Source organism: Mycobacterium genavense ATCC 51234 (assembly GCF_000526915.1).
Classification (GTDB): Bacteria; Actinomycetota; Actinomycetes; order Mycobacteriales; family Mycobacteriaceae; genus Mycobacterium; species Mycobacterium genavense.
Window position 1 is genome coordinate 26497 of sequence record NZ_JAGZ01000002.1, and the last position, 26570, is coordinate 53066.

At 65.9% G+C, this 26570-nt stretch carries 18 protein-coding genes and 7 pseudogenes; 12 read left to right on the top strand and 13 right to left on the bottom strand.

Annotated elements, in window-relative coordinates; translation table 11 throughout:
- Positions 1 to 14: 14 nt before the first annotated feature.
- Complete coding sequence (locus T428_RS0104755; RefSeq protein ID WP_025735586.1) at positions 15 to 653, bottom strand: TetR/AcrR family transcriptional regulator; 639 nt, start codon at positions 651 to 653, stop codon at positions 15 to 17.
- Positions 654 to 768: 115 nt separating this feature from the next.
- On the opposite strand from T428_RS0104755, the gene T428_RS0104760 reads away from it, so the two are divergent.
- The gene (locus tag T428_RS0104760) at positions 769 to 2250 is read left to right on the top strand and encodes a cytochrome P450 (RefSeq protein WP_025735587.1); all 1482 of its coding nucleotides are present in this window, start codon (positions 769 to 771) and stop codon (positions 2248 to 2250) included.
- 8 nt (positions 2251 to 2258) lie between these two features.
- Here T428_RS0104760 and T428_RS0104765 read toward each other — a convergent pair whose 3' ends face one another.
- Complete coding sequence (locus tag T428_RS0104765) at positions 2259 to 2798, bottom strand: 2-isopropylmalate synthase (RefSeq protein ID WP_245604772.1); 540 nt, start codon at positions 2796 to 2798, stop codon at positions 2259 to 2261.
- Between the two features lie 955 nt (positions 2799 to 3753).
- Between T428_RS0104765 and T428_RS33455 the strand changes: the two genes are divergently transcribed.
- Positions 3754 to 4017, top strand: a complete 264-nt coding sequence (locus tag T428_RS33455) for a hypothetical protein (RefSeq protein ID WP_156942857.1) — start codon at positions 3754 to 3756, stop codon at positions 4015 to 4017.
- Here T428_RS33455 and T428_RS0104775 read toward each other — a convergent pair.
- The 4 genes and pseudogenes from T428_RS0104775 to T428_RS25600 form a co-directional block, all read right to left on the bottom strand.
- Positions 3978 to 4943 carry an anti-sigma factor RsbA family regulatory protein gene (locus T428_RS0104775; protein WP_036467330.1) on the bottom strand — a complete coding sequence of 322 codons (966 nt, stop codon included), beginning with the start codon at positions 4941 to 4943 and terminating at the stop codon, positions 3978 to 3980. The two genes, T428_RS33455 and T428_RS0104775, sit on opposite strands and share 40 nt — an antisense overlap.
- 150 nt (positions 4944 to 5093) lie before the next feature.
- Positions 5094 to 6278 (bottom strand): FCD domain-containing protein, encoded by a 1185-nt coding sequence (locus tag T428_RS25595; protein ID WP_245604774.1) that lies wholly within the window; start codon positions 6276 to 6278, stop codon positions 5094 to 5096.
- Between the two features lie 54 nt (positions 6279 to 6332).
- Positions 6333 to 6572 carry a GntR family transcriptional regulator gene (locus tag T428_RS33995; protein ID WP_342666184.1) on the bottom strand — a complete coding sequence of 80 codons (240 nt, stop codon included), beginning with the start codon at positions 6570 to 6572 and terminating at the stop codon, positions 6333 to 6335.
- Between the two features lie 6 nt (positions 6573 to 6578).
- Positions 6579 to 7759: pseudogene (locus T428_RS25600) on the bottom strand (thiolase family protein).
- Positions 7760 to 7826: 67 nt separating this feature from the next.
- Between T428_RS25600 and T428_RS31645 the strand changes: the two are divergent.
- Positions 7827 to 8175: pseudogene (locus tag T428_RS31645) on the top strand (Zn-ribbon domain-containing OB-fold protein).
- On the opposite strand, the gene T428_RS0104790 reads toward T428_RS31645, so the two are convergent.
- Together T428_RS0104790 and T428_RS0104795 are read right to left on the bottom strand one after the other, a co-directional pair.
- Positions 8168 to 10345 (bottom strand): acyl-CoA dehydrogenase family protein, encoded by a 2178-nt coding sequence (locus T428_RS0104790; protein WP_025735591.1) that lies wholly within the window; start codon positions 10343 to 10345, stop codon positions 8168 to 8170. The pseudogene T428_RS31645 and the gene T428_RS0104790 overlap by 8 nt on opposite strands.
- A 123-nt stretch (positions 10346 to 10468) precedes the next feature.
- Positions 10469 to 11227, bottom strand: coding sequence for an SDR family NAD(P)-dependent oxidoreductase (locus T428_RS0104795; protein ID WP_025735592.1), 759 nt, complete (start codon positions 11225 to 11227; stop codon positions 10469 to 10471).
- Positions 11228 to 11339: 112 nt separating this feature from the next.
- Between T428_RS0104795 and T428_RS0104800 the strand changes: the two genes are divergently transcribed.
- From T428_RS0104800 to T428_RS25615, 5 genes and pseudogenes are all read left to right on the top strand, one after another.
- Positions 11340 to 12866 (top strand): ATP-dependent DNA ligase, encoded by a 1527-nt coding sequence (locus T428_RS0104800; protein ID WP_025735593.1) that lies wholly within the window; start codon positions 11340 to 11342, stop codon positions 12864 to 12866.
- A 38-nt stretch (positions 12867 to 12904) separates the two neighbouring features.
- Positions 12905 to 15164: pseudogene (locus T428_RS25605) on the top strand (carbon starvation CstA family protein).
- A 39-nt stretch (positions 15165 to 15203) separates the two neighbouring features.
- Positions 15204 to 16699 (top strand): annotated as a pseudogene (locus T428_RS25610) (Hsp70 family protein).
- Positions 16700 to 16775: 76 nt separating this feature from the next.
- Positions 16776 to 17654 (top strand): polyphosphate kinase 2, encoded by an 879-nt coding sequence (ppk2, locus tag T428_RS0104815; RefSeq protein ID WP_025735594.1) that lies wholly within the window; start codon positions 16776 to 16778, stop codon positions 17652 to 17654.
- Positions 17655 to 17705: 51 nt separating this feature from the next.
- Positions 17706 to 18532 (top strand): annotated as a pseudogene (locus T428_RS25615) (oxidoreductase).
- 1 nt (position 18533) lies between these two features.
- Here T428_RS25615 and T428_RS0104825 read toward each other — a convergent pair.
- From T428_RS0104825 to T428_RS0104840, 4 genes are read right to left on the bottom strand one after another with little or no spacing between them, the layout of a single operon-like run.
- Complete coding sequence (locus tag T428_RS0104825) at positions 18534 to 19676, bottom strand: flavin-containing monooxygenase (protein ID WP_036467191.1); 1143 nt, start codon at positions 19674 to 19676, stop codon at positions 18534 to 18536.
- The gene (locus T428_RS0104830; RefSeq protein WP_025735596.1) at positions 19673 to 21256 is read right to left on the bottom strand and encodes an AMP-binding protein; all 1584 of its coding nucleotides are present in this window, start codon (positions 21254 to 21256) and stop codon (positions 19673 to 19675) included. Before T428_RS0104830 ends, T428_RS0104825 begins: the two co-directional genes overlap by 4 nt.
- A gap of 14 nt (positions 21257 to 21270) precedes the next feature.
- On the bottom strand, positions 21271 to 21462 hold the full coding sequence (locus T428_RS35935; protein WP_025735597.1) for an alpha/beta fold hydrolase: 192 nt from the start codon (positions 21460 to 21462) through the stop codon (positions 21271 to 21273).
- A gap of 10 nt (positions 21463 to 21472) precedes the next feature.
- A complete protein-coding gene (locus T428_RS0104840; RefSeq protein WP_169733613.1) occupies positions 21473 to 22561 on the bottom strand; it encodes an acyl-CoA dehydrogenase family protein in 1089 nt (362 codons plus the stop codon).
- A 388-nt stretch (positions 22562 to 22949) separates the two neighbouring features.
- On the opposite strand from T428_RS0104840, the gene T428_RS30905 reads away from it, so the two are divergent.
- The gene (locus T428_RS30905; protein ID WP_025735599.1) at positions 22950 to 23981 is read left to right on the top strand and encodes an AraC family transcriptional regulator; all 1032 of its coding nucleotides are present in this window, start codon (positions 22950 to 22952) and stop codon (positions 23979 to 23981) included.
- Positions 23982 to 24128: 147 nt separating this feature from the next.
- Positions 24129 to 24674: pseudogene (locus T428_RS25625) on the top strand (thiolase family protein); the annotation flags it as partial.
- A gap of 466 nt (positions 24675 to 25140) precedes the next feature.
- Here T428_RS25625 and T428_RS0104855 read toward each other — a convergent pair.
- Positions 25141 to 25398, bottom strand: a pseudogene (locus T428_RS0104855) (type II toxin-antitoxin system death-on-curing family toxin); the annotation flags it as partial.
- A 100-nt stretch (positions 25399 to 25498) separates the two neighbouring features.
- Here T428_RS0104855 and T428_RS31655 point away from each other — a divergent pair.
- The gene (locus T428_RS31655; protein WP_245604825.1) at positions 25499 to 25708 is read left to right on the top strand and encodes a YlcI/YnfO family protein; all 210 of its coding nucleotides are present in this window, start codon (positions 25499 to 25501) and stop codon (positions 25706 to 25708) included.
- Positions 25663 to 26316 (top strand): hypothetical protein, encoded by a 654-nt coding sequence (locus T428_RS34000; protein WP_245604777.1) that lies wholly within the window; start codon positions 25663 to 25665, stop codon positions 26314 to 26316. Before T428_RS31655 ends, T428_RS34000 begins: the two co-directional genes overlap by 46 nt.
- Positions 26317 to 26570 lie beyond the last annotated feature (254 nt).

Consider the following 26570-nt stretch of genomic DNA (forward strand, 5'->3'; position numbering starts at 1 on the left):
ACGGCTGGCCCGCGTTATCCGCGGCGGCCGCCCCACAACGAGTTCAGCCACAACTGCTCGAGCAGCCTGACGCGACGGTCGATGTCGTCGCCCCGGCCGATAAACGCCGGGTCGCCGGTCAGCATCAGAGCGGTGGTGCCGGTCAGGGTGCGCACCAACGTGGGGATGTCATCGCTGATCGGATTGACGGTCCCGTCCTTCATCTCGGCGTCGACGATCGCGACGATCTCACCCACCACCACCTCGAACTGCTGCTCGAGAATGCCCCGGATCTCGACGTCGGTGTAGCGGGCGGCGTTACAGGCCGCCATCACCGGGTCGTTGTGGGCGTAGACGGCGGCGGCGCTGCCCACCATCCGCTTGGCGAACTGCTCGGGTGACTCGTCGGGCCGTCGGGGAGCGAAGAACTGCGTGAGTTCTTCGAGCTCCTGGGTGGCCTCGGCCACGATCTGCGCGAGCACCGCGTACTTGGAGTCGAAGTAGAAGTAAAAGCCGGATCGGCCCACCCCGGCCCGGAGGCTGATGGTGCTGACCGACAGCTCCGCGAACGGCCGCTCCTGCAGCAGTTCCCGCACTGCCTGCATGATCGCTTGGCGCTGCTTGTCGCCGCGTCGCCGCGTGGCCGGCTCGCCCGGCTCCGCGTGGCTGCTCATCCCCTGACCTTGCACCACGCCGCTCCAAAAGCAAACTTGACAGCCGTCAACTTTTTCCCGAAGGATAGTGACAAGTGACGGATGTCACCAGCCCTGGGTTCGCAAAGGAGCGTCCATGCCCGCCACCATCAGCACGCCGCATTACCTGATCGACCAGGCAAAGCGCCGGTTCACGCCGTCGATCAACAACTTCCCCGGTATGGGGCTGATCGAACGCAAGCTGTTGAACACCCAGTTCCCCGAGCGGAAGCTCGCCGATCCACCGCCGGGCAGCGGCCTCAACGCGGCCGTCGGCGACGCGGGGCTCCCGGTGATCGGGCACATCATCGAGATGCTGCGGGGCGGACCCGACTATTTGATGCACCTCTACAACACCAAGGGCCCGGTGGTTTTCGGGGACTCGCCGGTGCTGCCGGGCATCGCCGCCCTGGGCCCGGACGCCGCCCAGATCATCTACTCCAACCGCAACAAGGACTACTCGCAGCAGGGCTGGGTGCCGGTGATCGGCCCGTTTTTCCACCGGGGCCTGATGCTGCTCGACTTCGAGGAGCACATGTTCCACCGGCGGATCATGCAGGAGGCCTTCGTCCGCTCCCGGCTGGTCAGCTACGTCGAGCAGATGGACAAGGTCGTGTCGCAGACGGTCGCCAACGACTGGGTGGCCAACGACGCGCGCTTCCTGCTCTACCCGGCGATGAAGACGCTCACGCTCGACATCGCGTCGATTGTGTTCATGGGTCACGAGCCGGGCACCGACCACGAGCTGGTGACCAAGGTCAACAACGCGTTCGCGATCACCACGCGCGCGGGCAACGCGATCATCCGCACTTCGGTGCCGCCGTTCACCTGGTGGCGCGGACTCAAGGCGCGCGAGCTGCTGGAGAACTACTTCCGCGAGCGGGTCAAGGAACAGCGCGCCACCCAGGGCGACGACCTGCTGTCGGTGTTGTGCCGTACCGAAGACGAGGACGGCAACAAGTTCTCCGACGAGGACATCGTCAACCACATGATTTTTTTGATGATGGCCGCGCACGACACGTCGACGTCGACGGTGACGACGATGGCCTACAACCTGGCGCAACACCCGGAGTGGCAACAGCGCTGCCGCGAAGAATCCGACCGCCTCGGCGACGGCCCGGTCGACATCGAGTCGCTGGAGAAGCTGGAGTCACTCGACCTGGTGATGAACGAGTCGATCCGGCTGGTGACCCCGGTGCAGTGGGCCATGCGGCAGACGGTCCGCGACACCGACCTGCTGGGCTACTACATCCCCAAGGGCACCAACGTCATCGCCTACCCGGGGATGAACCACCGGCTGCCCGAATTATGGACGGACCCACTGAAATTCGACCCGGAGCGGTTCACCGAACCGCGCAACGAGCACAAGCGGCATCGCTATGCGTTCACGCCGTTCGGCGGCGGCGCCCACAAGTGCATCGGAATGACGTTCGGGCAGTTGGAGATCAAGACGATCCTGCACCGCCTGCTGCGCCGCTACCGGTTGGAGCCACCCCGCCCCGGCTACAAGTGCGAGTGGGACTACGGCGGCATGCCGGTGCCGAAAGACGGCATGCCAATCATGTTGCGCCCACTGTGAGTTCGAGCTCAGGCCAGCAACCGGTTCGCGCACGCGATCAGCGCGCGTAACGCCGACTGCGTCGGATCCTCGGATAGGCCCACCGCCCATTCGGCATGCAGGCCGTCGCTGCCACAGATGAACGTGGCGGTGCACCCGTCCGAGGCCATCTGGTGGAATTTCAACGTCTCGATGGCGATCCCGCGCTCGTGCAGCATCGAGGTGAGTGCGGCGATCGGCCCGCTGGCCGCAGCGGTCGAGGTGCTGATGTGATCGCCGACGGCGATCATCGCCCGGAAATTGTGGGCTTGCGGACCGAGGCGTCCGGTGGGTCGCTCGGTGTCGGCGCACACCCATTGCCTTAGCCGCAGTGGGCCCGCGGCCTGGCCGTAGGTCGCCACGAAGTTTTCCCACGTCATCGCACCGGCCTGTTCGCGCAGGCCGCGCGGCAGGGCGACCCCGAAGCGCTCGCCAAACCACGCGTTGGCGTCACGGCGGTGCGCAGCACTGCCCGGGGACGTGAGGTCCGGACGGTGATGGGGCCTGGATAACGGCTGTGTAAGAGGCATTGTGTCGGTCTTCTCTGGTCGAAACGAGCGACCGACGGTAGTAGCTTCCGACCCACAGCGGGGGGTCGGTCTAAATCAGACCCCGCTGCGCGTGCTGGCTACTACGGCACTCTTGAGAAGACGTACGAGCGCGACATTAGACCTCCAACCGGTCACGTGGCAAACCCTTTTCCTGCCAGGTTTACATGTGTCGAATAGCGGTTACCCCACTCGTCGCCTTGATCTCCGCATGACCATGCTTTCGCCACATGACCATGCTTTCCCCAGATGAAAGGCATCGACAATGACGTCGACGAGAATCGAGAGTGCCCGTGAGGCAACAGCCGTGGCGGTCGGGTTGGTCCAAGTACTCCTGGTGCCCGCGCGCTTTGCAGCTGCGTGGCGGAAAGTCGCAGCGGCCGAGGACTTGCCGCCGCCGGCACCCAGGCGGCGAGCACCACTGCCGCGCCAGCCCGCAGCATGACCGCGCCAAATGTGTTGGTAGTGAACGGATCGTCTCCGGCCGTAGCGCTGCGGCGCAACACCATTCAATGGTGTTGCGCCAGTGCAAATATGACAAAACATGCGCCAAACCTTTTGTGAAGAAAATCACGAAATCTGATTTGCGCGCGCTTAACAGGGGGTACCTGTCGCTCGCAATGCCGTTGTCCACTCCTCGGAAAGGCAAGACGATGAAGTCGACCCGCACTACGAAAACCCTGAGAGCAATCGCTGCAGCGACCGGAGCAGTTGCTCTATTGCTGGCAGCGACAGGATGCTCTACAGCCGTAGGCGGCACGGGATGTTCCGCGGTGTGCCTAAGACCTTCCCCTGTAGTCAACCAGGGCAAGCGATTCCTAGCCCTAGATGACCAACCGGCGGCCCAGTCACGGGTAAAACCGCTTCGATATCGGCCAGTGCCTAGCCGCATCGGATCCTTGTTCAAGATATGTCGAATAATGTGAAAGGCATAGTCATGAAGGCAATCACCCCGAAGAAAACCGTCAAAGCCCTCGCGGCTGCCGTGGGCGCGGCCGCCGTGTTGCTCTATACCTGGCTGCTCAACAGCCGCGGGCGGCACGGGCGCGCCTTTGGTCGATCTGCCGCCCGTAATCTCGATTCCCGGGGTTATCAGCATCCTCTAACCGTTCGGGCAGGCGGCCCGCCGGGAACCTCAGTTCCTGGTGGGCCGTCTTCCGTTCAGCTGATCGGCGCGGCCGAAGAACTCAGCCGCAGGTAGGCCTGGATCGTCGTTCCGGTGCTCGCGGTATGGGTCCGGACCAGATCCGAGATGGCGTTGACCAGAAACAATCCGCGGCTGGCGGGGCCGCTCGGCCCGGGGTCCAAGCGCCCGACCAGCGGATCCTCGAGGCGCCCGTTGTCGCGCGCCTCGCACACCAGGTGGTCGTCATCGCGCCAGAAGGCCAGCCGGCAGGCGCCATCGGTGTACATCAAGCTATTGGTGGCCAATTCGGTGGCCACCAATTGCAGGTCTTCGATGCCGTCTTGGGAAAGGCCGACCCACCCGGCGTAGTTGACGGCGAACGACCGCGCCGGGCGCAGGTCCGCGGACTTACGGACCATATAGGTCACGGCGCCCGGATTTGCCGGTAGCGGCTGATTGCATTGCGCGAGTACGTCATCCGGCGCGTAGTCGGCGCTATGTTGCAGTGAACCGCGTTTCCACAGGAGCGGATGGGTCGCACGTGCGCTTGCCAGCACATCGTCGTCAAGCCGTTCCCCGTCAAACAGACACAGCGAGCTCAGCTGGCATCCTTCGAATGCGCTGTTGACCAGCGCCTCGTGCTGTTTGCAGGCCGCAAACTCGTCGGCGCTGCGCTCCGGCCAGCAGACTTCGCTGACAATGCGCACGCGCCGGCCGCCGTTCTCCTCGACAAAGGAGCCCTCCAGTGCCAGAAAGCGGCTGGGGTTGCGCGCCGCTTCGGCGACGTCGATCAGCTGCAGCCCCGCCGTCGAGCCCTGGCCGCCCAGCGCGTCGCTCAGCAAGCTCAAGTAGTCACCGGGCACCGCCACCAGTACCGGCTCGTCCATCGCCAAGCCTTCGAGCGCGAAAGGCACCACCGCGTCCAGGAACTCCCGCTGCGAGTGGTACCAGAGCGCGGAATGAACCAAGCCTTGACGCTCGTTCTCCGTGCCCCTAATCATTTCGGCGCTCCCGCTTTCCATCACCAATGCCAACCCCCAGCCGGACGGGCCCGCTACGTATCCGCGCCCCATTACCCATGCCAGTACCCCACCCGCGCGATCCCTATGCAGGAAAGTGGTCACAAACCGGTTTCGGAAACCCGATGTACGTCACAGCCACCGGGAGGCGGCCGCATCGAGATGACGACGAATGCGGTAGTGCGCCAAGCTGTCATCGCCGGCCGCGATCGCGTCGAGAATCCGCAAGTGCGCGTGTTCGACGGCGACGACGTCGTCGCGGGACGGCGGCTCCTGTCCGGTGCTGGACCAGTGCCGGCGGAACAACTCGACGATGATCCGCAAGAACAGGTCCAGCAACCCATTGCCGGCCAGTTGCGCGAGCCCGATGTGGAACCGCGATTCCTCCGACGTTGCCTGGCGCGCGTCATCGACTGCGCGCGGGGTGCCCTCCAACGCGGACCGATGGGCGTGCAGGAAGGCAGCCACCTCGGGTTCGGCGCGCCGTGTGACGACCTTGGCGACGTTGTCGATCTCGATCGCGTCCCGCACGCAGCGCAGGTCTTCGCGGCTCGGCTTTCGGAATTGCAGATACAGCGCGATCGTGTCGATGCTGGCTTGCGCATAGGGTTTGGTCACGACCAGGCCGCCGCCGGGTCCCCGACGCATCTGCGCGACCGAGTGGTATTCGAGCAGTCGCACCGCTTCGCGCAACACCGCGCGGCTCACCCGATACCGCTCCAGTAAAGCCGTCTCGGTGCCGAACACCGATCCGACCTCCCAACCGCCGGAACCGATTTCGTCGCAGATGGCGGCCGCCACCACCTCTGCCAACTTGCCGCGCGGTACTTCGCCGTCGGCGGGCACACGCCGGCGACCGGTGCGTCCCTTGCGCGGTTGATGCTCTTGCAGCCAGACATTCACCGCTTCGACGTGGCGCTCGGACAGCGTCTTGGCGCGCGCTGCATCTCCGACTGTCACGGCGGCGGCGATGTCGAAATGGTCGTTGTGCATGTAGTCAAGCGCCTCGATGGCGTCGGCTGCCGAGTCGGTCCGCGACCGCAGCGCGTAACGGGTGGTAAGCCTCATCAACACGTCGATAAACAGTTGCAGGACCGGGTTTTCGACTGCTCCGCCAGCGCGATGTGGAACTCGTCGCGTGGCGCCGGCAGACCGGGGCGCCACTGTTGTTCCGCCCGCAACACCGCCCGCAGCCGGTCGATGCCGACTTCGTCGATGCCGTTCGGCCGCCAGCGAGGTCGCCAACGGCTCGAGGACCAGCCGCGCGTTCAACAGCTCAGCCAGCGTGACGCCGAGGTATTCGAGATAGATGACCACGGCGCGCGTCGCGGGCCCCGCGTCGGGTTCGCTGATCAGCAGGCCGCCGCCCGGTCAGCGCCGCATCCGGGCCACTTGATGGTGCTCGACGAGGCGAACGGCCTCCCGCAACACCGACCGGCTGACGCCATAGCGCTGTTGCACCGCATGCTCGGAACCCAGCGACTCTCCGACCGGCCAGCCGCGGCGAACGATGTCCGCCTCTATATCGCGGGCAATCGTCGAGCCCAGCTTCTTGGTTCCGCCGACGGGCGGTGTGGGTCCTACCTGAAGCTCAATACTGCACTCCCACAGCCATTCTCAGCAGGTAAGCAGCAAGCAACCCGCGACCGGGCCACCGCCCACGGAAACCACGCCGACCTCGGGACGCTGCGACACCTGCCGCTCCCCCGCTTCGCCGCGCAACTGCAGGCACCCTTCGTGCAGGGCCCAGTAGCCGTGCATGCGCCCGGCCGACAGCTGGCCACCGTAGGTGTTCAACGGCAGTTGCCCGTCGCGGGCGATCCGCGTACCGCCCTCGACGAACGGGCCGGCCTCGCCGTCGCCGCAGATCCCCAGGGCTTCCAGCCACGCCAGGGTGAGGTAGGTGAAGACGTCGTACAGCTCGGCGACGGCGAGGTCGACGGGCTTCAACTCCGTGCGTGACCACATCTGCGCCGCGGCGTCCGACATCGCCATCTTCGGGTAGTCGTCGCGGTGGAACCAGCCACCGGCGCCGTCGGATCCGCCGATCGCCTCCACCCGCACCGGCCGGTGCGGGCAATCGGGACCGTAGTCGGCGTTGGACACGACGACCGCGATCGATCCGTCGATCGGCACGTCGCAGTCCAACAGCCCGAACGGCGTGGACACCAGCCGCGCCCCCAGGTAGTCGGACATGGTCATCGGCTCGCGGTACACCGCAAGCGGATTCAGCGCGGCGTTGCGCCTGCCGTTCAGCGCCAGCCAACCCAGCTGTTCCTTGGTGGTTCCATACAGCTCCATATGCCGACGACAGTTCAGCGCCAGCCAGTTCGCCGCCGAATACGCCTGGGCCGCAACAAGATCGTTGGCATCGTCCATCGTGCCGACGGCGGGTTTCTCGGCGCCCTTTGGTGTTTCGAACATTCGCGCCAGCGGCGGAGCGGGCGCGAACTCTTGCTGCTTGACCGGCACCGTGCCGCCCAGCATTTGGATGGTCCGGTATACCACCACGTGCCGGGCCCGCCGCTCGGACACCGCGCGGCAGGCCGACATCACCGGGCTGAGCAGCCCCCGGTACCGAACCCGCTGCCGCAGTCCGCCGCCTCGATCCGCAGTTCGGCATTGACCTCTTCGGCCGGGGTATCGCCCAGGGTCGCGATGCCGTCGATGTCGGCGGGCGCCAGGCCGGCGTCGGCGATCGCGGCGCGCACCGCTTCCATGGTCAGGTCTCGCCCCGGGATGCCGATCCGGAAAATACCGACACCGGATACGATCGCGTCTTTTCCGAAATACGCCATCCGCACCGCCCGTCAGAGAACCACGTGTCGTACGCACACCGAACCAATTGAGCGTACTGTATTGCCCGTGCCAGCGGAGTCGACGTCACAGCTGCTGATCGAGCATTGCGCCGATTGCTCGCGTTGGGTGCACCCCGCGACCGGCCAATGCCGGGACTGTGGCGCGACGTTGGTCGCGCGCCCCGTCTCCGGGCAGGGCACCGTGTTCACCTTCACGGTCAACCACCATCCGTACAACCCGGACATCCCCCGTCCCCTACGTGATCGCCATCGTCGAGCTCGCCGAACAACCCGGGCTGCGAGTCGCCGCCAATATCGTTGACTGCGAACCAGATTCGGTGACATGCGGGATGCCGGTGAGCATGCGGCCCGAGAGGGGCGCCGGCGGGGCGCCACTGTTCGCACCGGCTAGTTGATCAGCGGGTCACGCGGCATGCCGAGGATCCGCTCGGCGATCTGGTTCCGGGTAACTTCCGAGGTACCGCCGGCAATCGCCATGCCGCGCGCGCCCATGATCAACCGGCCCGCCGCCGCTCCGGCCCCGTCGACCAGCGCGACCTCCGGGCCGGTGAGGGCGGCCATGATCGCGGCGCCCTCCACCATGTGCTCGGCCAGTTTCAGCTTGGTCACGTTGCCTTCCGGGCCCGGCCCCGCGCCTTCGACGCTGCGGGCCACCCGGCGCAGGTTGAGCAGCCGCAACGCGGTTTCGTTGGCCAGATAGGTCCCCACCCGGATGTCCGCGCCCGCCAACCGATCCGCGTGCTGCTTGGCCAGCTCGACGAGCGCGGTCGCCAAGCCCTCGTAGAAGGACCCACTGCCGCCGATGCTGACCCGCTCGTTGCCCAGCGTCGCCCGCGCGACCGTCCACCCCGAGTTGGGCGTTCCGACCACGTCTTCGTCGGGCACGAACAGGTCGTTGAAGAACACCTCGTTGAAGTCCGAGCCGCCGGTGATCTGCCGCAGCGGGCGCACCTCGACCTCGGGAGCCTTCATGTCGACGATCACCGTGGTGATGCCGGCGTGCTTGGGCGCATCGGGGTCGGTGCGCACGGTGGCCAGGCCCCGCGCGCAGTAGTGGGCCCCGCTGGTCCACACCTTTTGGCCGTTGATCTTCCAGCCGCCCTCCACCCGGGTGGCCCTGGTCTTGATCGACGCCGCGTCCGAGCCCGCCTCGGGTTCGGAGAACAGCTGGCACCAGATCTCGTCCTTGCGTAACGCCTTCTCGACGAATCTTTCGATCTGCCGATCAGTTCCGTGCTGGATGAGGGTCAGGATCACCCACCCGGTGATGCCGTAGTCGGGCCTCTTGATGCCGGCCGCGCGGAACTCTTCCTCGATGACCAACTGTTCCACCGCGTCGGCGGCCAAACCCCACGGCTTGGGCCAGTGCGGCATCACGTAGCCGGTCGCGATCAGCTTGTCGCGTTGTGCCTGCTTGTCCAGGGCGGCCAGCTCGGCGGCGGCGGCACGGATGCGGGTGCGCAGCTCCTCGGCCTCGGGAGGCAGATCCAGGCTGTTCTCCCGGACCGCACCCGCCGCGGTGCGCTCGAACACGTCGCGGGCCGGGGCGTCACCACCGAACAGCGCCGAGGTCACCAGTGCCCGGCGCAGATGCAGGTGCGCGTCGTGCTCCCAGGTGAAGCCGATACCGCCGTGCACCTGAATGTTGAGTTCGGCGTTGCGCGCGTACGCCGGAAAGGCCAGTGTCGCAGCGACTGCCGCGATCAGTCGGAACTGCGTTTCGTCTTCGGATGAGTCTTCGGCGGCCGCACGCGAGGCATCCCAGACCGCGGCCGTCGCCGACTCCACGGCGACGAGCATGTTCGCGCAATGGTGCTTGACGGCCTGGAAGGTGGCGATGGCGCGGCCGAATTGCTGGCGCACCTTGGCGTACTCGACGGCGGCGTCGACGCAGTCGGATGCCCCGCCGACCGCCTCGGCGGCCAGCAGGGTCCGGGCCCGGGCCAGCGCCGATTCCCGCGCCCCCGCGATGATGTCGGCGGAACCGACGCTCACGTTGTCCAGCCGGACCCGCCCGGACCGCCGGGTCGGGTCGAGGTTGTCGGGGACCTCGACCGAGACACCGGCGCGACCGCGGTCCAGCAGCAGAACATCGTCGCCGGCGGCGATCAGCAGCAGGTCGGCCAGGCCCGCGCCCAGCACCACTCCGGCCTCGCCGTCGGCGACACCGTCTTTGACCCACACCCGGCCGTCCAGCCCGATGCCCGCGGTGACCGATCCATCGATCAGGCCCGGCAGCAACCGCGATTGTTGTTCTGCTGAACCATTTTTAGCGATCACGGACGACGCGATCACCGTCGGGACGAAGGGACCGGGAGCGACCGCGCGGCCGAGCTCTTCGACCACCACGACCAGCTCGGGCAATCCGTAGCCGGACCCGCCGTGTTCCTCGTCGATGTGCAGGCCGAGCCAGCCGAGTTCGACGATGCCGGGCCAGAACGTGGGGCGGCCCTCGTCGGGGCTGTCCAGCAGTGCCCGCGCCGCCGGGCGCGCCTTCTGCGACGTCATGAACGCGCGAGCGACCTCGGCGAGCTCGCGATGGTCGTCGGTAAGTGCGATACCCATGGGGACCTCCTCGCGCCAGTACCCGCTCCGCCGGGTGGTCAGCCGGCCCCGCTCCGAGGGGAAGCGGGGCGGCTGCCTAAAGAGTGTACTTATTGCGCTCGGGCCGATAGCGGCCCCCTACTGCTATTTGGGCGCGAAACGCTGTCCCGCGTCCAGGCGCAGGCACTGACCGTTGAGCATCGGGTTGTCGACGATGGCCAACGCCAGCTTGGCGTACTCCTCGGGCCGGCCCATCCGCTTGGGGAAGGCCGCGTCGCGGGTCAGCGTCGCCGCCATCTCGTCGGGGACCATCGAGGTCAGGCCGGTGAGGAACAGGCTCGGGGCGATGGCCAGCGCCCGGATCCCCATCGATCCCAGGTCGCGGGCCATGGTCAGGCACATGCCCGCGATCGCAGCCTTGGCGGCGGTGTAGGCGACCTGCCCGATCTGACCTTCGAAGGCCGCGATCGAAGCGGTGTTGATGATGACGCCGCGCTCTTCGTCCTCGGGCTCGTTCTTGGCCATGTGCGCGGCGGCCAGCCGGCTGATGTTGAAGGTGGCGATCAGGTTGAGATCGATAACCGATTGGAAGGATTCGAGATCGTGGGGGCCCGACTTGGTCAACGTGCGCTTGGCGATGCCGCCACCGGCCGTGGTGACGACGACGTGCAGGCCGCCCAGCTTGTCGACCGCGGTCTGCAGGGTCTCCTCGGTGCCGGCGTAGTCGGTGACATCGACCGGGTAGAACGCACCGCCGATGCCTTCGGCGACCGCTTTTCCGTCGGACCCCTCGCGGTCGAGGACGGCGACATCCGCACCGCGCTCGGCGAACAGTTCGGCCGTGGCCCGACCCATCCCCGACGCGCCGCCGATGACGACGGCCTTCTTCCCATTGATCTCCATCCGGACGTCTCCTTTTTGGGTTGTCAGATCATGTGCAATCTGTAACGTTACGCAGGAACGCTAGCGTGTCCGCCCGGCAGGGTTGTCACCGAGCCATGCCAAGCTGGCAAACGTGCTTCTTCTCGAGGTGGTGGCCACGTCGACCGACGTCGGCGCCACGTCGTCCCGGCTGACCAAGGTCGCGCGCATCGCGGACCTGCTGACCCGCGCCGCACCCGACCCGGAGGTGGTCGCGATCGTGGTGTCGTGGCTCTCCGGTGAGCTGCCCCAACGTCAGATCGGCGTGGGCTGGGTGTCGTTGCGGTTGCGCCCGGCACCGGCCGCCGAGCCGCAGCTCACCGTCGCCGGCGTGCATGCCGCCTTCCCCGAGATCGGCGCCATCTCGGGGAAGGGATCGCAGGCGCGACGCGCCGAACTGCTCGCGACGCTGTTCGCCGCCGCCACCGAATCCGAGCAGACGTTCCTGGTGCGGCTGCTCTCCGGCGAGCTGCGCCAGGGCGCACTGGCCGGGATCATGGCCGACGCGGTGGCCAAGGCCGCCGGCATTCCGGCCGCCGCGGTCCAGCGCGCGGCGATGCTGGGCGGGGATCTGCCGTCGGCGGCGGCGGCCGCACTGTCCGGTGGCGCGGTCGCGCTGCAGGCATTCACGCTGCGGGTGGGCCAACCGGTCGGTCCGATGCTGGCGCAGACCGCGGCCAGCGTCGTCGACGCGCTCGAAAAGCACGGCGGTAGAACGATTTTCGAGGCGAAGCTGGACGGCACGCGGGTGCAGATCCACCGTGCCGGGGATGCGGTCACGGTCTACACCCGAAGCCTGGACGACGTCACCGCCCGGCTGCCCGAGGTGGTGGAGGCGACGCTGGCGCTGCCGGTGCGCGACCTGATCGCCGACGGCGAGGCGATCGCGCTGCGACCCGACAATCGGCCGCACCGCTTTCAGGTCACCGCCTCCCGCTTCGGCCGATCGGTCGACGTGGTGGCAGCCCAAGCGGCGCAACCGTTTTCGGTGTTCTTCTTCGACCTGCTGCACTACGACGGTGTCGATGTGCTCGACGCGCCGACTACCGAGCGGCTGGCCGCTTTGGACGCGTTGGTGCCGGCCTCCCAGCGGGTCGACCGGCTTGCCACTTCCGATCCCGATGCCGCCGCGTCGTTTCTGCAGGCGACGCTGGCGGCCGGTCACGAGGGCGTGATGGCAAAAGCGCCGGGCGCGCCCTACCTGGCCGGCCGTCGCGGAGCGGGCTGGCTCAAGGTCAAGCCGGTGCACACCCTGGATTTGGTGGTGCTCGCCGTGGAATGGGGTTCGGGACGTCGCAGCGGCAAACTGTCCAACATCCATCTGGGCGCACGCGATGCAACCGGCGAATTCATCATGGTGGGAAAGACTTTCAAGGGCATGACCGATGCCATGCTGGACTGGCAGACGGCGCGATTCAGCGAACTTGCCGTCGGGTCGACGGACGGATACGTGGTGCGGTTGCGGCCCGAGCAGGTCGTCGAGATCGCGCTCGACGGCGTGCAGCGCTCGACGCGTTATCCGGGCGGACTGGCGCTGCGGTTTGCCCGGGTGGTGCGCTATCGCGACGATAAGAGCCCGGCCGAGGCCGACACCATCGACAACGTCCGTGCCCTGTACTAATTGGGCCGGGCGGAAGACGCCCTGCCGTCGTAGGGTGTTTGACCGTGACTGTGCACGACAACGATGTCAGCTACATCCGCACGCATGACGACCTGCCGCCCGTCGCGATCGTCGACCACTCCCCCATCAGCCTGCGCCACCGGATCGTCTTCGGGATCATCGCCGTGATCGGCGCGATCGCGTGGGCCGTCATCGCGTTCGTACGCGGGGAGGCGGTCAATGCGGTCTGGATCGTGGTCGCGGCGATCTGCACCTACATCATCGGGTTCCGGTTCTACGCGCGGCTGGTCGAAATGAAGATCGTCCGCCCGCGTGACGACCACGCCACACCGGCGGAAATCTTCGAAGACGGCACCGATTATGTGCCGACCGACCGTCGGGTCCTGTTCGGCCACCATTTCGCCGCCATCGCCGGAGCGGGTCCGCTGGTCGGGCCCGTGCTCGCCACGCAGATGGGTTATCTACCCTGTAGCCTCTGGATCGTCATCGGAGCCGTTCTCGGTGGTTGCGTGCAGGACTACCTGGTGTTGTGGATCTCCACGCGGCGACGCGGACGTTCGCTGGGCCAGATGGCCCGCGACGAACTCGGGAACACCGGCGGCGCCACCGCGATGGTCGGCGTCCTCGTCATCATGATGATCATCCTCGCCGTGCTGGCGCTGGTGGTGGTCCGTGGTCTAGCCCAGAGCCCGTGGGGTGTGTTCTCCATCGCGATGACCATCCCGATCGCGCTCTTCATGGGCTGCTACCTGCGGTTCCTGCGACCCGGGCGGGTGGCCGAGGTGTCGGTGATCGGCTTCGCGCTGCTGATGATCGCTGTGGCATCCGGCAATTGGGTCAGCGAAACCTCTTGGGGCGCATCCTGGTTCACGCTGTCCGCGCTCACGGTTTCCTGGTTGCTCATCATCTACGGCTTCGTGGCCTCGATGCTGCCGGTGTGGTTGCTGCTGGCACCGCGCGACTACCTGTCGACGTTCATGAAGGTCGGCGCCATCGCGTTGCTGGCGGTTGGCATCTTTATCGCGCACCCCCTGCTAGCAGGCGCCGGCCGTTTCGCGGTTCGCCTCCAGCGGCGACAGACCGGTGTTTCCCGGCTCGCTGTTCCCGTTCCTGCTCATCACCATCGCGTGCGGCACACTGTCCGGATTTCACGCGCTGATCTCGTCGGGAACGACGCCCAAGCTGCTGGAGAAAGAAAGCCAGATGCGCTTCATCGGCTACGGCGGCATGCTCACCGAGTCGTTCGTCGCGGTGATGGCGCTGATCAGCGCGTCGATTTTGGACCAGCATCTGTACTTCGCCCTCAACGCGCCGGCCGCCCAGACCGGCGGGACCGCGGCGCACTACGTCAACGGCCTCGGCCTGTCCGGCGCCCCGGCGACCGCGGATCAGCTCAACCAGGCCGCCGCCGGCGTCGGCGAAAAGTCGATCGTGTCGCGCACCGGCGGAGCCCCGACATTGGCGGTCGGCATGTCCGAGATCCTGTACCGAGTGTTCGGCGGCGCGGGCCTCAAGGCGTTCTGGTATCACTTCGCGATCATGTTCGAGGCGCTGTTCATCCTGACCGCGGTCGATGCCGGCACCCGGGTCGCCCGGTTCATGTTGTCCGACGCGCTGGGCAACTTCGGCGGTCCGCTGGCCAAGCTGCGCAACCCGAGCTGGCGCCCGGGCGTGTGGGGCTGCAGCCTGGCCGTCTGCGCGGGCTGGGGCAGCATCCTGCTGATGGGCGTGACCGATCCACTCGGCGGCATCAACACGCTGTTTCCGCTGTTCGGTATCGCCAACCAGCTGCTCGCGGCGATCGCGTTGACCGTCATCACCGTCGTCGTCATCAAGAAGGGCTTGCTGAGATGGGCCTGGATTCCGGGCGTCCCGCTGCTGTGGGACCTGATCGTCACGCTGACCGCGTCGTGGCAGAAGATCTTCTCCGCGAACCCGACGATCGGCTACTGGTCACAACACGCGCAGTACTCGGCCGCCAGGGACGCGGGCAAGACCGCCTTCGGCTCGGCCAAGAATGCACACCAGCTCGACGAAGTCATCAGGAACACCTTCATCCAGGGCACGCTGTCGATACCCTTCGCGGTCGTGGTGATCATCGTGTTGGCAATCGGAATTGCCGTCTCGCTCAAGGCAATTCGTGGCGGCGGCAGGCCGTTGACCGAGGACGAATCGATAAAGTCGAAGCGGTTCGCGCCCTCGAGCCTGATTGCCACCGCCGCCGAGCGGGAGGTACAACGGCAGTGGGAGGCCCCGCGGGCATCGCCGGCCGGCGAGCGCCACGCCGGACAAACCTAGAGTCCCGAATTTCGCTGCACCGCCCTAAGATTGTGCGGAATGAGAGTCGGCATCGACTTCGGCACCACCCACACTGTCGTCGCGCTCGTCGACCGGGGTAACTACCCGGTCGTCTCGTTCGACGGCGTCGATGCCTGGCCTTCGCTGATCGCCGCCAACGCCGCCGGGGAGCTGCGCTTCGGGGTGGACGCCGCCACCGTGCGCCACGATCCCGGGTGGTCGGTGCTGCGATCGATCAAACGACTGCTCAACGACGCCGGACCGCAAACCGAGGTGAGCCTGGCCGGCCGCAGCTACCGGTTGACCGAACTGCTCACCGGGTTTCTGGCGCAGCTGAAAAGCGATCTTCTGCAGCGCTCCAACGGCAGCCTGACCCCGGGCGAGGACATCGAGGCGGCCATCAGCGTGCCCGCCAACGCCTCCAGCGCCTGCTGACGCTGGATGCCTTCGTGGCGGCGGGTTTTCACGTCGCGCTGCTGAACGAGCCGTCCGCCGCCAGCCTCGAATACGCCCATCGCTACCGATCCACCATCGCCGCCAAACGTGAATACGTCCTGATCTACGACCTCGGCGGTGGCACCTTCGACGCGTCACTGCTCAAGATGACCGGGCACTCCAACGAGGTCATGATCAGCGAGGGGATCCAGCGTCTGGGCGGTGACGACTTCGACGAGGCGATTGTGCGGCTAGTGTGCGCCGGCGCGAATCTGCGCGACGTGGCAGCCGGCACGCTCGATTTGCTGCGCGAGCTGTGCGCGGCCCGCAAGGAGGCCGTCGGGCCGCAGACACGCCGCTTCCTGGTGGACCTGACGGCAGCCGGCCGGCCACCGTTCTCCTGCGGCATCGACGACGTCTACTCCGCGTGCGCGCCGCTGGTCACCCCCACGATCGACCTGCTCAACCGCATCCTGCGAGACGGCAGCAGCGACGTGGCTTGGTCGGAAGTCACCGGCATCTACGTGGTGGGCGGGGCCGGCGGCTATCCGCTCATCTCCCGGATGCTGCGCAGCACCTTCGGCGAAAAGCGTGTCAAACGCTCACCGCACCCGTTTGCCGCGACGGCTATCGGTCTGGCCGTGTTCCTCGACAAAGAGGCCGGATTCGCGTTGTCCGAACGCTTTTCGCGACACTTCGACGTCTTCCGCGAGGCCGAGGCCGGCGCCGGCGTCGTCTTCGACCCGATCGTCGGCAAGGACGTCTCGCTGCCCGCCGACGGCGAGAGCCCGCTCGTCGTCCGCCGGACGTACCGCGCGGCGCACAACATCGGGCATTTCCGCTTCGTGGAATGCAGCCGTCTTGTCAACGGCCGTCCCGACGGGGACGTCACTCCCTATGATCCGGTGCTGTTCCCGTTCGATCCGGCCCTCCACGATCGCGACGACCTCGGGCGCCAGCCGGTCGGACGGTGGACCGAGGGGCCGGATGTCGAGGAGCGCTACGTGGTCGCGCCCAGCGGCGCAGTGGAGATGACGCTGACGACGCAGCCGGGCGGGTTCATGCGAACCTTCCGGTTGGCGCGCCGCGCCGCGGTATAGCCCCGTCTAGTCATCGGGTGAGAGTCGCCCAACACCGCGACGTTGGCGCACCAGCACGTGAGGGTAAGCGTCAAACATGGCAGAGATAGATCTCGAGGCGCTGTCCACCCCCGAACACGGATACACCGTCAACGACGATGATGACGACGACCCGATCCTGCTCGACCGGGACGGCAACCACGTGCAGACGTGGCGGGAGCGATATCCCTACGACCACCGGATGCCGCGCGGCGAATACGAGGACCTGAAGCGGCGCCTGCAGATCGAGCTGCTCAAGCTGCAGAACCACAGCAAGCGCACCGGGGCCCGGCACGTCATCGTGTTCGAGGGCCGCGACGCGGCGGGCAAGGGCGGCACCATTCAGCGATTCATGGAGCACCTCAATCCGCGTGGCGCGCGGGTGGTGGCGCTCGACAAACCGACCGAGCGCGAACGCTCTCAGTGGTATTTCCAGCGCTATGTCAGCCACTTGCCGTCCGGCGGTGAAATGGTGCTGTTCGACCGGTCCTGGTACAACTGGGCCGGCGTCAAACGGGTGATGGGCTTTTGTTCCCCCGAGCAGTACGCCGAATTCATCCAGCAGGCACCGCTTTTCGAGGGGATGTTGGTCGCCAATGGGATCAACCTGACCAAGCTGTGGTTCTCCGTCTCGCCGGCCGAGCAGCGCACCCGCTTTGCCATCCGGTTGGTCGACCCGGTGCGGAACTGGAAGTTCTCGCCGATGGACATGGAGTCGATCAACAGGTGGAGCGAATACACGGAGGCCAAGGAAGCGATGTTCAAGGCGACCGACACCGATGTTGCGCCGTGGATCGTGGTGCGCAGCAACGACAAGAAGCGGGCCCGCGTCAACGCCATGCGCTACGTCCTGGCCAAATCCGACTACGACGACAAGGACGACGAGGTGGTGGGCAAGCCGGATCCGTTGATTGTGGGCCGCGCGCTCACCGATTGAGCTAGAAACAACGCCGGTGCTGATTTCGCCACGAAGAGAAAGGGGCCGCCGATGCCCACCTGGCTTATCACCGGCTGTTCGACCGGACTCGGCCGCGCGCTGGCCGAAGCTGTCATCGACGCCCACCACAATGCGGTCGTCACCGCACGCGACGCCGCAAAGGTCGCCGACCTGGCCGACGTCGCGCCTGATCGGGTGCTGGCCGTCGCGCTGGACGTCACCAAGCCCGACCAGATCGACTCGGCCGTGCGACAGGCCGAACAGCGGTTCGGCGGCGTCGACGTGCTGGTCAACAACGCCGGCTACGGATATCGGGCCGCGGTCGAAGAAGGCGACGACGCCGAAGTCCGCACCCTGTTCGAGACCCACTTCTTCGGCGCCGTCGCGATGATCAAGGCCGTGCTGCCCGGCATGCGCGCGCGCCGCAGCGGCGCGATCGTGAACGTCTCCTCGATCGGCGCCCAGGTGATGCCGGTCGGATCGGGTTACTACGCGGCCGCCAAGGCAGCGCTCGAGGGCATGAGCGGCGCGCTGCGCGGGGAACTGGCCCCGCTCGGCATATCGGTCACCGTCGTCGAGCCCGGGGCATTTCGAACCGACTTCGCCGGTGCTCGCTCGTTCAGTCGGCCACCGTCATCGACGACTACGCCGGAACCGCCGGACAGCGTCGCAAGGAAAACGACAGCATGCACGGCACGCAGGCCGGCGACCCCGCCAAGGCCGGCGCCGCGATCGTCGCCGCCGTCGAATCCAGCGAGCCGCCGGCGTTCCTGCTGCTGGGCCCCGACGCGCTTGCCCTGTATCGCTACACCGCGGACGCGCGCGCCAGCGAGATCGCCAAGTGGGAGCAGCTGACCAGCGGTACCGACTTCGACTGAGTCAGCACCGTTCGTCGGTAGCAATGCGTTTGGCAAGTGCCCGTGACTGTTTGGCCGCGTAGCCGATCACCGCGGGCCGCGTCAGCATCCCGTGGAAGTACAGTCCGTCGGCGGCGGGCATCGGTGCCAAATGCAGCGGCACGCCGTCGGACCCAAGTACACCCAGGTGACCGACCAACAGCTCCAGCCCGGTCCGGTAACCCGTCGCCGCGATCACCGCATCGGGGCTGATTCGGCTGCCGTCTTCAAGCACGGCCTCGCCGCCGTCGAACGCGGACAACGCGGGCACCACCTCGACCGATCCCGCGCGCACAGCATCGACGACCTCGAGGTCGACGATGGTCGGCGCGACATGCAGCCGGTGCGCTCTGGCGAACGGCCCCTCGGCGGGCACGGGCAGTCCGAAATCGCTGAGGTCCCCGAACGCCCTGAGGCGCGCGGCCGCAGCGATCCGGTCGGACAGCCGCGCGGGCAGGTGGTACAAGGGAATCGACAGCACGTCGACGGGAAGGCCGGCAGGACCCTTGCGGGGCATGGTGTTTGGCGGTGTGCGCACCGATAGCCACACCTTGGCGGTGCTGCCCGTACTCAGATCGTGGGCGATCTCCATGCCCGACGACCCGGACCCGACCACGAGTACCCGCTTGCCGGCATAGGGTGCCGGATTGCGGTAGCTGTAGGAATGCGACAGCTCGCCGGCGAAGCAACCCGGCCAGTTCGGGATGACCGGTGTGTGTTGATAGCCGATGGCAACCACGACGTTTCGGGCCGCGATCTCGCCGTCGGACGTGCTCACCGACCATCCAGACGAATCCCGGTCGATCCGCTTTACGTCGGTATGCACCCGTAGCTCGACACCGGATTCGCGGGCGTGACGTGCGAAGTGCTCGACCACTTGGTCGCGGCTCGGATAAACGGGAGTTCCTTTGGGATAACGCCTTCCGGGCAGATGCGAGAACTGCCGACCGGTGTTGAGTTTGAGCCGGTCATAGCGGCCACGCCACACCGCGGCCACTTCTCCGGCGCGCTCGACGACGAGCGGCCGAATGCCCAAGTCGCAAAGGCTCAGTGCCGCGAACAATCCCGCCGTCCCCGAACCGACGACCACGACGCCGCGGTCACCCCTGTGCCGTACGTTCGTCATGATTGGCGCGCTCGCAGATCCTTGCGCAGAATCTTGCCCGTCGGTGACTTCGGGATCTTCTCGACGAACTCGACCTGCCTAATCTTCTTGTACGGCGCCACTTTTCCCGCGACGAAGTCGATCACTTCACCCTTCGACAGTGCGATGCCAGGCTGGCGTACCACGAAGGCCTTCGGGATTTCTTCACCCGAGGCGTTATGGATGACACCCACAACCGCGACGTCGGCGATGCCCGGGTGAGTCAACAACAGCGCCTCGAGTTCGGCGGGCGCGACCTGATAACCCTTGTACTTGATCAGCTCCTTGAGCCGGTCCACGATGTACACGCAGCCCGCGGCGTCCACCGGTGCCAAATCACCGGTATGCAGAACGCCGTCGGCATCGATGATCTCCGCGGTCGCCGCGGGATTTCGCAGATAACCCGCCATCGCGTTGGGTCCGCGGAAGCACAGCTCACCCGGCTCGCTCAAGCCCGAAGCGGGAAGCGTTATTTCGGCTCCCGTCTCGATGTCGACGAGCTTGCTCTGCGAGTTCGGCACGGTCCACCCGCACGAGCTGACGGGTGCCTCCACGCCCGTCGGATGCCGTCCGTCCAGCGGAATCACATGGCTGGCCGGACTCAGTTCGGTCATCCCGTACGCCTGCACGACCCGGCATCCGAGTCGCTGCTCCACCGCCTTGGCCAGTTCTTCGTCCAGGGGTGCGGCCGCCGAGGTGAGGGTGTGCAGGGAAGACAGGTCGAAGGAATCCACCATCGGGTCTTTGGCCAATGCGACGGCCACCGGCGGCGCGATGTAAGCCTGTGTGACGCGGTAATTCTGGATGGTGGCCAGAAACTCGCCCAGGTCGAAGGCCGCCATGACGACCACCCGCGCTCGGTCTCGCAATGCGGCGCACAAGAGTCCGGTCAATCCGTAGCTGTGAAAGAAGGGAACCACCGCGATCAGTGTCTCATCGGGACTGACTCCTGACACTGGGTGCAATTGGGCTACGTTAGTGACGAGGTTGCGATGAGTCAGCATCACGCCCTTGGGCTTTCCGGTGGTGCCCGAACTGAACAGAAGCACCGCCACGTGTGTCGCCGGATCGAAATCGACCTCCGGACCGCCGCTGCCCGTTGGGTTTACGCAATCGTCAATATCGAGCGGCAGCACGTCGCTGCTGGATAGGCCCGCCGCATTCGCCGCCTCCTCGGCCTGCTCCCGAAATCGAGATGCCACGATTACCAGTCGCGCGCCCGAATCCCGCAACTGAAGCACGATCTCGTCCACGGTGGACAAGACGTTGATCGGCGTCGCCGTCGCCCCCGCCCGCAGGATTCCGTGCAAGGCGGCCGCGAACGCCGCGCTGTTCGGTGACAGCAGGGCCACCACGTGGCCCACGCCAATTCCCCGCTGGGCCAACGAGCGGGCGACGCACCCGATGCGGGCAACCAGTGCGCGGTAGGTGACTTCGGTTCCCGTTGCGGTCTCGACGAGAGCAACGCGCTCGCCGTCGGCCTGGCCGAGGTCGCCGAACACGTACTCGTACACCGCGACGTCCGGGATGACGACGTCGGGAAACGGGCTGACGAAATTCATGCTTCCTCCAGGCTTCAGTCGTCCAGGACGAAATCCACGATCGACCGCGTCGCCGCGGCGTGTGTCACGGATCGGTCCGCATCCACTCCGTGACCGGCCATGGTCGGAGCGAAGACTTTGTGATCCCGAGTATTCAACCGTTCAACGACCCCGTCCCATGACGAGCCGTCGTGCCACAATCCGTGCACCAAAACGAATGTCGACATTTCTCCCCCTTTAGACCAGCGGGCCTATGCGTTCGGGCACGCCCAGCAGTGACTTTCCGTAAATCTCGTAACCGACGTAGGAATTCAGCGCGGCATGTCGTGCCGCGACGTTCGCGTCGCGCCAATACTGCTGCATTGCACTGGAATCGGCGAAACTGCCCGCGCCGTGGACGTCGATCAGGATCTGTATCGCCTCCAGCACCTGCCGGGCGGCGTAGCCGCACTGCGCTCGCGCCAGTGCACGAAGCGGATATCCCGCCTGGCCGTTGACGATCTCACCGGAGTCCAACGCGTCGGCGACCTCGAAAGCATGTAGCCGAGCGCTGCGCAACTTGAGTTGTGCCTCCGCGACCTGAATCTGCACCCCCGTCGAATCACGCTGGTGGACAAAGGATGTGCCGGTCAACGACTTCGACGGAGACGTTTGAAGCACCAGGTCTACGGCCGCTTGACCAAGGCCGAGCAACAGCCCTACCAAAAGCAGGGCGGCCACCGGTGCCAGCGGAAGCCGGTAACCCGAGCCACCTCCCGGCGTCCGCCCGGTCGCCAACGATTCGAATGCGATGGCACGGTGCTCGGGAACGAAAACTTGATCAGCCAAGAATGTTTGGCTCGCGGTGCCACGCATGCCGGCCGTGTGCCAGGTGTCGCGCAGCCGCACATCGGTGGCCGGCACGAAGCACAGAAAGTTCTGCACGTCGGCACGGTCCTGATCGGGGTCCTGACCAGGCACCACCACGCCGATCGATGCCCAGTCGGCATGCGGGGCGCCGGATGCGTATGACCAGCTGCCGCTGATCGTGAATCCACCATCCACGCGGTGCGCGGTGCCCGGGGACAGCCCGCCGGCAATCCGGGCATCGGGCGCGCGGAAGATCTCGGACTGGGCCTGCTCCGAGCCGTGCCGCACCACGACCGCGGCCGTGGCTCCGATACTCACCAGCCATGCCGCGGATGCAATTGCCTGGCCGAGCGTTTCAGCGATCTCGAGCATCGTCCGTTGTCGGGTGTGCACACCCCCGAACCGACGCGGCTTGAGCAAGCGGAAGAACCCTGCTTCGGTCAGTGCATCGATCGCCTCTTGCGGCAGCTTCCGCATGGCTTCACTGGCCAACGTGCTTTCGCGTAGCAGCGGCTGTAATCGCACCGCCGCTGCCAACAGCTCCTCGTGTGCTGTGGGACACTGTGCAGACGATGTTGTCATCTCACTCCGATCGCAATTGCGAAATCCGTTGTCGGATAACGCTTTCACAGCGATGCTAGAGCCGCCAGAGTCGCGATACCTTTTGTCGGTACAGTTCGCGCAACGTTTGAGACACTTTGCTACGCATAGCTAGGTTCGGCCTCTTACCGAGACCGGCGACACGCGAACTTCCGAAAAATGCTGCTTCGCAAATGATGTAACGTCCGCCACATTAAGCGATCCGTACCGGCACTCGCCGCGAATGCCCGAGTAGTCCGTTCAAGCGGGAGAAGCGGAGTTCGAAATGGGCGAAAAGAGTGAACCGAAAACCGTTGCGGAACTCAAGGCAACCGACGCCTTCAAGCAAGTCGCCAAATTCTTTCCGTGCCTGCAAACACTCGGCCCGGTGGACCGTCGCAAGCCGCTTTCGCTGACCCAACGCGCCGACAGCGTCGGGCCGATCACCGTGCTTGACCTGGCCTTCAACGTCGATGCCTGCCTCCGCTGCGCCCACGATCGGCCGTTTTACCAAGTCAACATTCTCGCGTCCGGGCAAATGGAGCTAGTGCAGCGCGGCTCCTCGATAACCTATGCGCCCGGACTTGCCACTATTTGTCTGCCCAAGGGAGAACTGGTCGTTCCCCGCTGGCAGGCGGGCTGCCGAGTGATTGCCTTGCGAGTGAACCGCAATGCGCTCGAGGACACGCTCGGCGAGGCGCTCGGGCGCCCATTGACCGCGCAGATCGAATTCAAGCCGTCCATGGTGACCACCAAGGGACCCGCGCGCAGCTGGATGCACATGTTCACCGTGTTCGCCCAGGAACTCTTTCGAAAAGACAGCGCCCTGACACAACCCTTGGTGGCAACGCCTTTCGTGGACAGCTTGCTCCACGCACTGCTGCTTGCCGCTGACCACCCGTACCGGAACGCGCTCGCAGAGCGGACCAAACTTGTTGCACCCCATACTATTCGGCCCGCGGTAGACATCATCGAGTCCGAGCCCCATCTCCCCTTGACGGTTACGTCGCTGGCGGCCGAGTGTCACGTCAGCTCGCGCGCTCTGCAGCAAAGTTTCATTCGCCACCTGGGCATGTCGCCGATGACTTACCTCCGGCAGGTGCGGCTGAGGCGTGCGCACCAGGAGCTGCTCGAGTCGGATCCCTCGGTCGAGACCGTGGCCTCGATCGCCAAGCGCTGGGGATACTCGAACCCCGGACGGTTCGCCGCCGCACACGCCTCGCGGTACGGCGAGACACCGGCGGCCACGCTGCGTCGGTCGGGCCGGGCGACCCCGCTGTCTCAGTCGAGCCCGCCCGCGCAAACCGCCAGGGTGTAGCCGGAGCTTCGGGCCCCGCGGCACCGAGAATGGCTTCGCAGATTTAGAGAGGGTTATTCTCCAAACTCGAGAGACGATTTACGATCGGTACGGATCCGCCGGATCGACCCCCTTGCACCACGATCGGAGCCCAACATCGACGCCTGGATTCTCGATGCGGTACGCACACCCCGGGGACGGGGCCGCCCGGATGGCGGACTGCACAACGTGCATCCGCAGACCCTTTTCGCCACCTGCCTCACCGCCCTGGCCGACCGCACCGGTTTCGACCCTGCAAACGTCGATGACGTAATCGCCGGCAACGGCATCCTGTCGGGTGACCACGGCGACGACATCGCGCGGCTGTCGGTGCTATTGGCCGGTTGGCCCGAGACCGTGCCGGGGATGACGCTCAACCGGTTCTGCGGATCCGGGCAGCAAGCCGTCACCGTCGCGGCATCCTCGATTGCCGCGGGCGCCGACGATCTGGTGATCGCCGGTGGCGTCGAATCGATGTCGCGATGGGACGTCACCGCCGGAGTGCCGACGATCGACGGCAACAACGCGGGCCTGCGAGCACTTCATCCGACTGTTCCGCAAGGCATTTCGGCTGACCTCATCGCGACCCTGGAGGGCTTCACCCGCGAGGTCGTCGACACGTATGCCGCACTCAGCCAGACCCGTGCCGCCGCCGCGATCGACGAGGGAAGATTCGACCGCTATTCCCTTCTGGGTTCCACCAGGGGTTCGAGCCCTGCGCGGCAGATCGAAGGCTTAGCAAGCTAACTCGCACGTCTTGGAAGATTCTTGCCGTGCGACGGGCTCGCAAGCAGGTATCGCAGGAGGCGGCTTCGACACATGGCGGGAGTTGGCGCTTGCTCGCCTCGACGTCCGCCGGGTATCTTTGCGCTCTTCCACTCACGGGAGTCTGCGGCCGGGAGCAACGATGCCCAACCACCACCCATCTCGTTCGTGGCGCGGCTGCGCCATGTGCAAGCGCTCAAAAGCGCCGAGGAGCGGGCCGCTCATCCAAGGATCCCGTCGCAGTCAAGCGACGTCTGGGTCTAACCCGGCGATACTCGCGGCGGTCCCTGGATCGCAGCTAGTCAGGTAGGCCAACCCCAATCCGCCAAGCAAACATCGGAAGCAGTTGTCGTTACGGTGGACCCCGTACGGCAGCTCAGCCCTCCTGGTAGCTCCAGTTGCGCAGTGGTTCCGCGATCTCGTCGAGACCAGTCGTTGCACCAGTGGTGACCCGGATCACGAAATCGAAACGGTCATCCTCCGGCGCGCTGATCCACTGTGCGTTGATGGCCAAGAAGGTCCGACAGGCTGTCCACGCGAGTCGCTTGTTGCCGTCCACCAGCGCATGATTCCGAGCCAGCGAGTGCAACAGCGCGGCGGCCTTCAAGTGCAGATCCGGTGGTGCCTCTCGCCCCTGCTCGCGACGGCAACCCCAAATGGTGCCGCCCCATCGGCTGCTACGAAGCCTCCAAACACCTCGCTGACCGATACCGGAGAGACAGATGAATCACCCCATGACCCCCGAAGAGGAATACGAGTTCTACGCTCGTCCGGAAAACCACGAACCCCAGGGACCAGGGCGCCGCCGGCTGACCGCCACCGTGCCCGTTCGCTTCCCACCCGAGCTTCTAGAGCAGGTACGCACTGCAGCCGCGGCAGACGACCGCTCGGTCTCGTCTTGGATCCGGCGGGCAGTCGAGCACCAACTCCGCCATCCGGCCTAATCTCGTTATCAACCCAGGTACCGGTCCGGGCGGGATACCGGTTTCGAAGTCGTTTCTGGTTATGCGGCAATCGATTTAGCAGAAAGCATTCCGACCAGAACGCGGCCTATCACCTTGCAGTCGAGGTCGCGATTCATCAAGATGACCTTGTGACTGCCCTCGCGGACACCGTCCTGCCGCTGATCAGGACACGGGCGCAGGTTTGGCGGTGGAACGTCGCCGATGCGCACGGGGCCCGGATGCATGATGCGGTTGCTGCCCTGCGCGAAGCCGCCGAAACCGAAGATCCGACCGTCGTGTTCGCCGTAACCCAGAAGGCGATCGCGTCGGCGCTCAGGGTAATCATGCGCGCCGATGACTCAAGCGGAATCATCGGTGACGCCTGCGATCTGTTGGATCTGCACCCCCGAATGGCGGAGATGGCCCGTCCGGCCACTGCCGAGTTGATCGACTGGATGATCAAGTTCCAGTTCGAGAACGAATGTGACTACTTTGCAATCGACCCCGTCGCCTACGCGCCCGCCCTTGGGGACCTGGGCATCGCGCGGTACCGAACGAAACTCGATGCGGTCGCGGCAAATCTCGGGACCCGCCCATCCGAAGATTAACGATGGACGGCCCCGCACGCCAGCGCTTGGTACGTCCTCGACTGGAATGCGCAACGCCTGGCCGTCCTCGATAGAGACGTTGACGCGATCATCCGCACCCATGCCCGAGACCGGCGGGTCGCGGCGTGGCTTCAGGACACCGCCGAGGCCCTCGAGGAAATCGGGCAGATCGATCTCGCGCTCGAGTGGGCTAGGCAGACAACCGATTTCGACTCCGGCCATCAGTCGCGGCGGGCCGCGAATTACTGGTGCGA

What these genes read in the sequence shown, in the direction of transcription:
- T428_RS0104755 (WP_025735586.1), bottom strand. Translation starts at nt 653, where the DNA reads ATGAGCAGCCACGCGGAGCCGGGCGAGCCGGCCACGCGGCGACGCGGC.
- T428_RS0104760 (WP_025735587.1), top strand. Translation starts at nt 769, where the DNA reads ATGCCCGCCACCATCAGCACGCCGCATTACCTGATCGACCAGGCAAAG.
- T428_RS0104765 (WP_245604772.1), bottom strand. Translation starts at nt 2,798, where the DNA reads ATGCCTCTTACACAGCCGTTATCCAGGCCCCATCACCGTCCGGACCTC.
- T428_RS33455 (WP_156942857.1), top strand. Translation starts at nt 3,754, where the DNA reads ATGAAGGCAATCACCCCGAAGAAAACCGTCAAAGCCCTCGCGGCTGCC.
- T428_RS0104775 (WP_036467330.1), bottom strand. Translation starts at nt 4,943, where the DNA reads ATGATTAGGGGCACGGAGAACGAGCGTCAAGGCTTGGTTCATTCCGCG.
- T428_RS0104790 (WP_025735591.1), bottom strand. Translation starts at nt 10,345, where the DNA reads ATGGGTATCGCACTTACCGACGACCATCGCGAGCTCGCCGAGGTCGCT.
- T428_RS0104795 (WP_025735592.1), bottom strand. Translation starts at nt 11,227, where the DNA reads ATGGAGATCAATGGGAAGAAGGCCGTCGTCATCGGCGGCGCGTCGGGG.
- ppk2 (WP_025735594.1), top strand. Translation starts at nt 16,776, where the DNA reads ATGGCAGAGATAGATCTCGAGGCGCTGTCCACCCCCGAACACGGATAC.
- T428_RS0104825 (WP_036467191.1), bottom strand. Translation starts at nt 19,676, where the DNA reads ATGACGAACGTACGGCACAGGGGTGACCGCGGCGTCGTGGTCGTCGGT.
- T428_RS0104830 (WP_025735596.1), bottom strand. Translation starts at nt 21,256, where the DNA reads ATGAATTTCGTCAGCCCGTTTCCCGACGTCGTCATCCCGGACGTCGCG.
- T428_RS35935 (WP_025735597.1), bottom strand. Translation starts at nt 21,462, where the DNA reads ATGTCGACATTCGTTTTGGTGCACGGATTGTGGCACGACGGCTCGTCA.
- T428_RS0104840 (WP_169733613.1), bottom strand. Translation starts at nt 22,561, where the DNA reads ATGCGGAAGCTGCCGCAAGAGGCGATCGATGCACTGACCGAAGCAGGG.
- T428_RS30905 (WP_025735599.1), top strand. Translation starts at nt 22,950, where the DNA reads ATGGGCGAAAAGAGTGAACCGAAAACCGTTGCGGAACTCAAGGCAACC.
- T428_RS31655 (WP_245604825.1), top strand. Translation starts at nt 25,499, where the DNA reads ATGACCCCCGAAGAGGAATACGAGTTCTACGCTCGTCCGGAAAACCAC.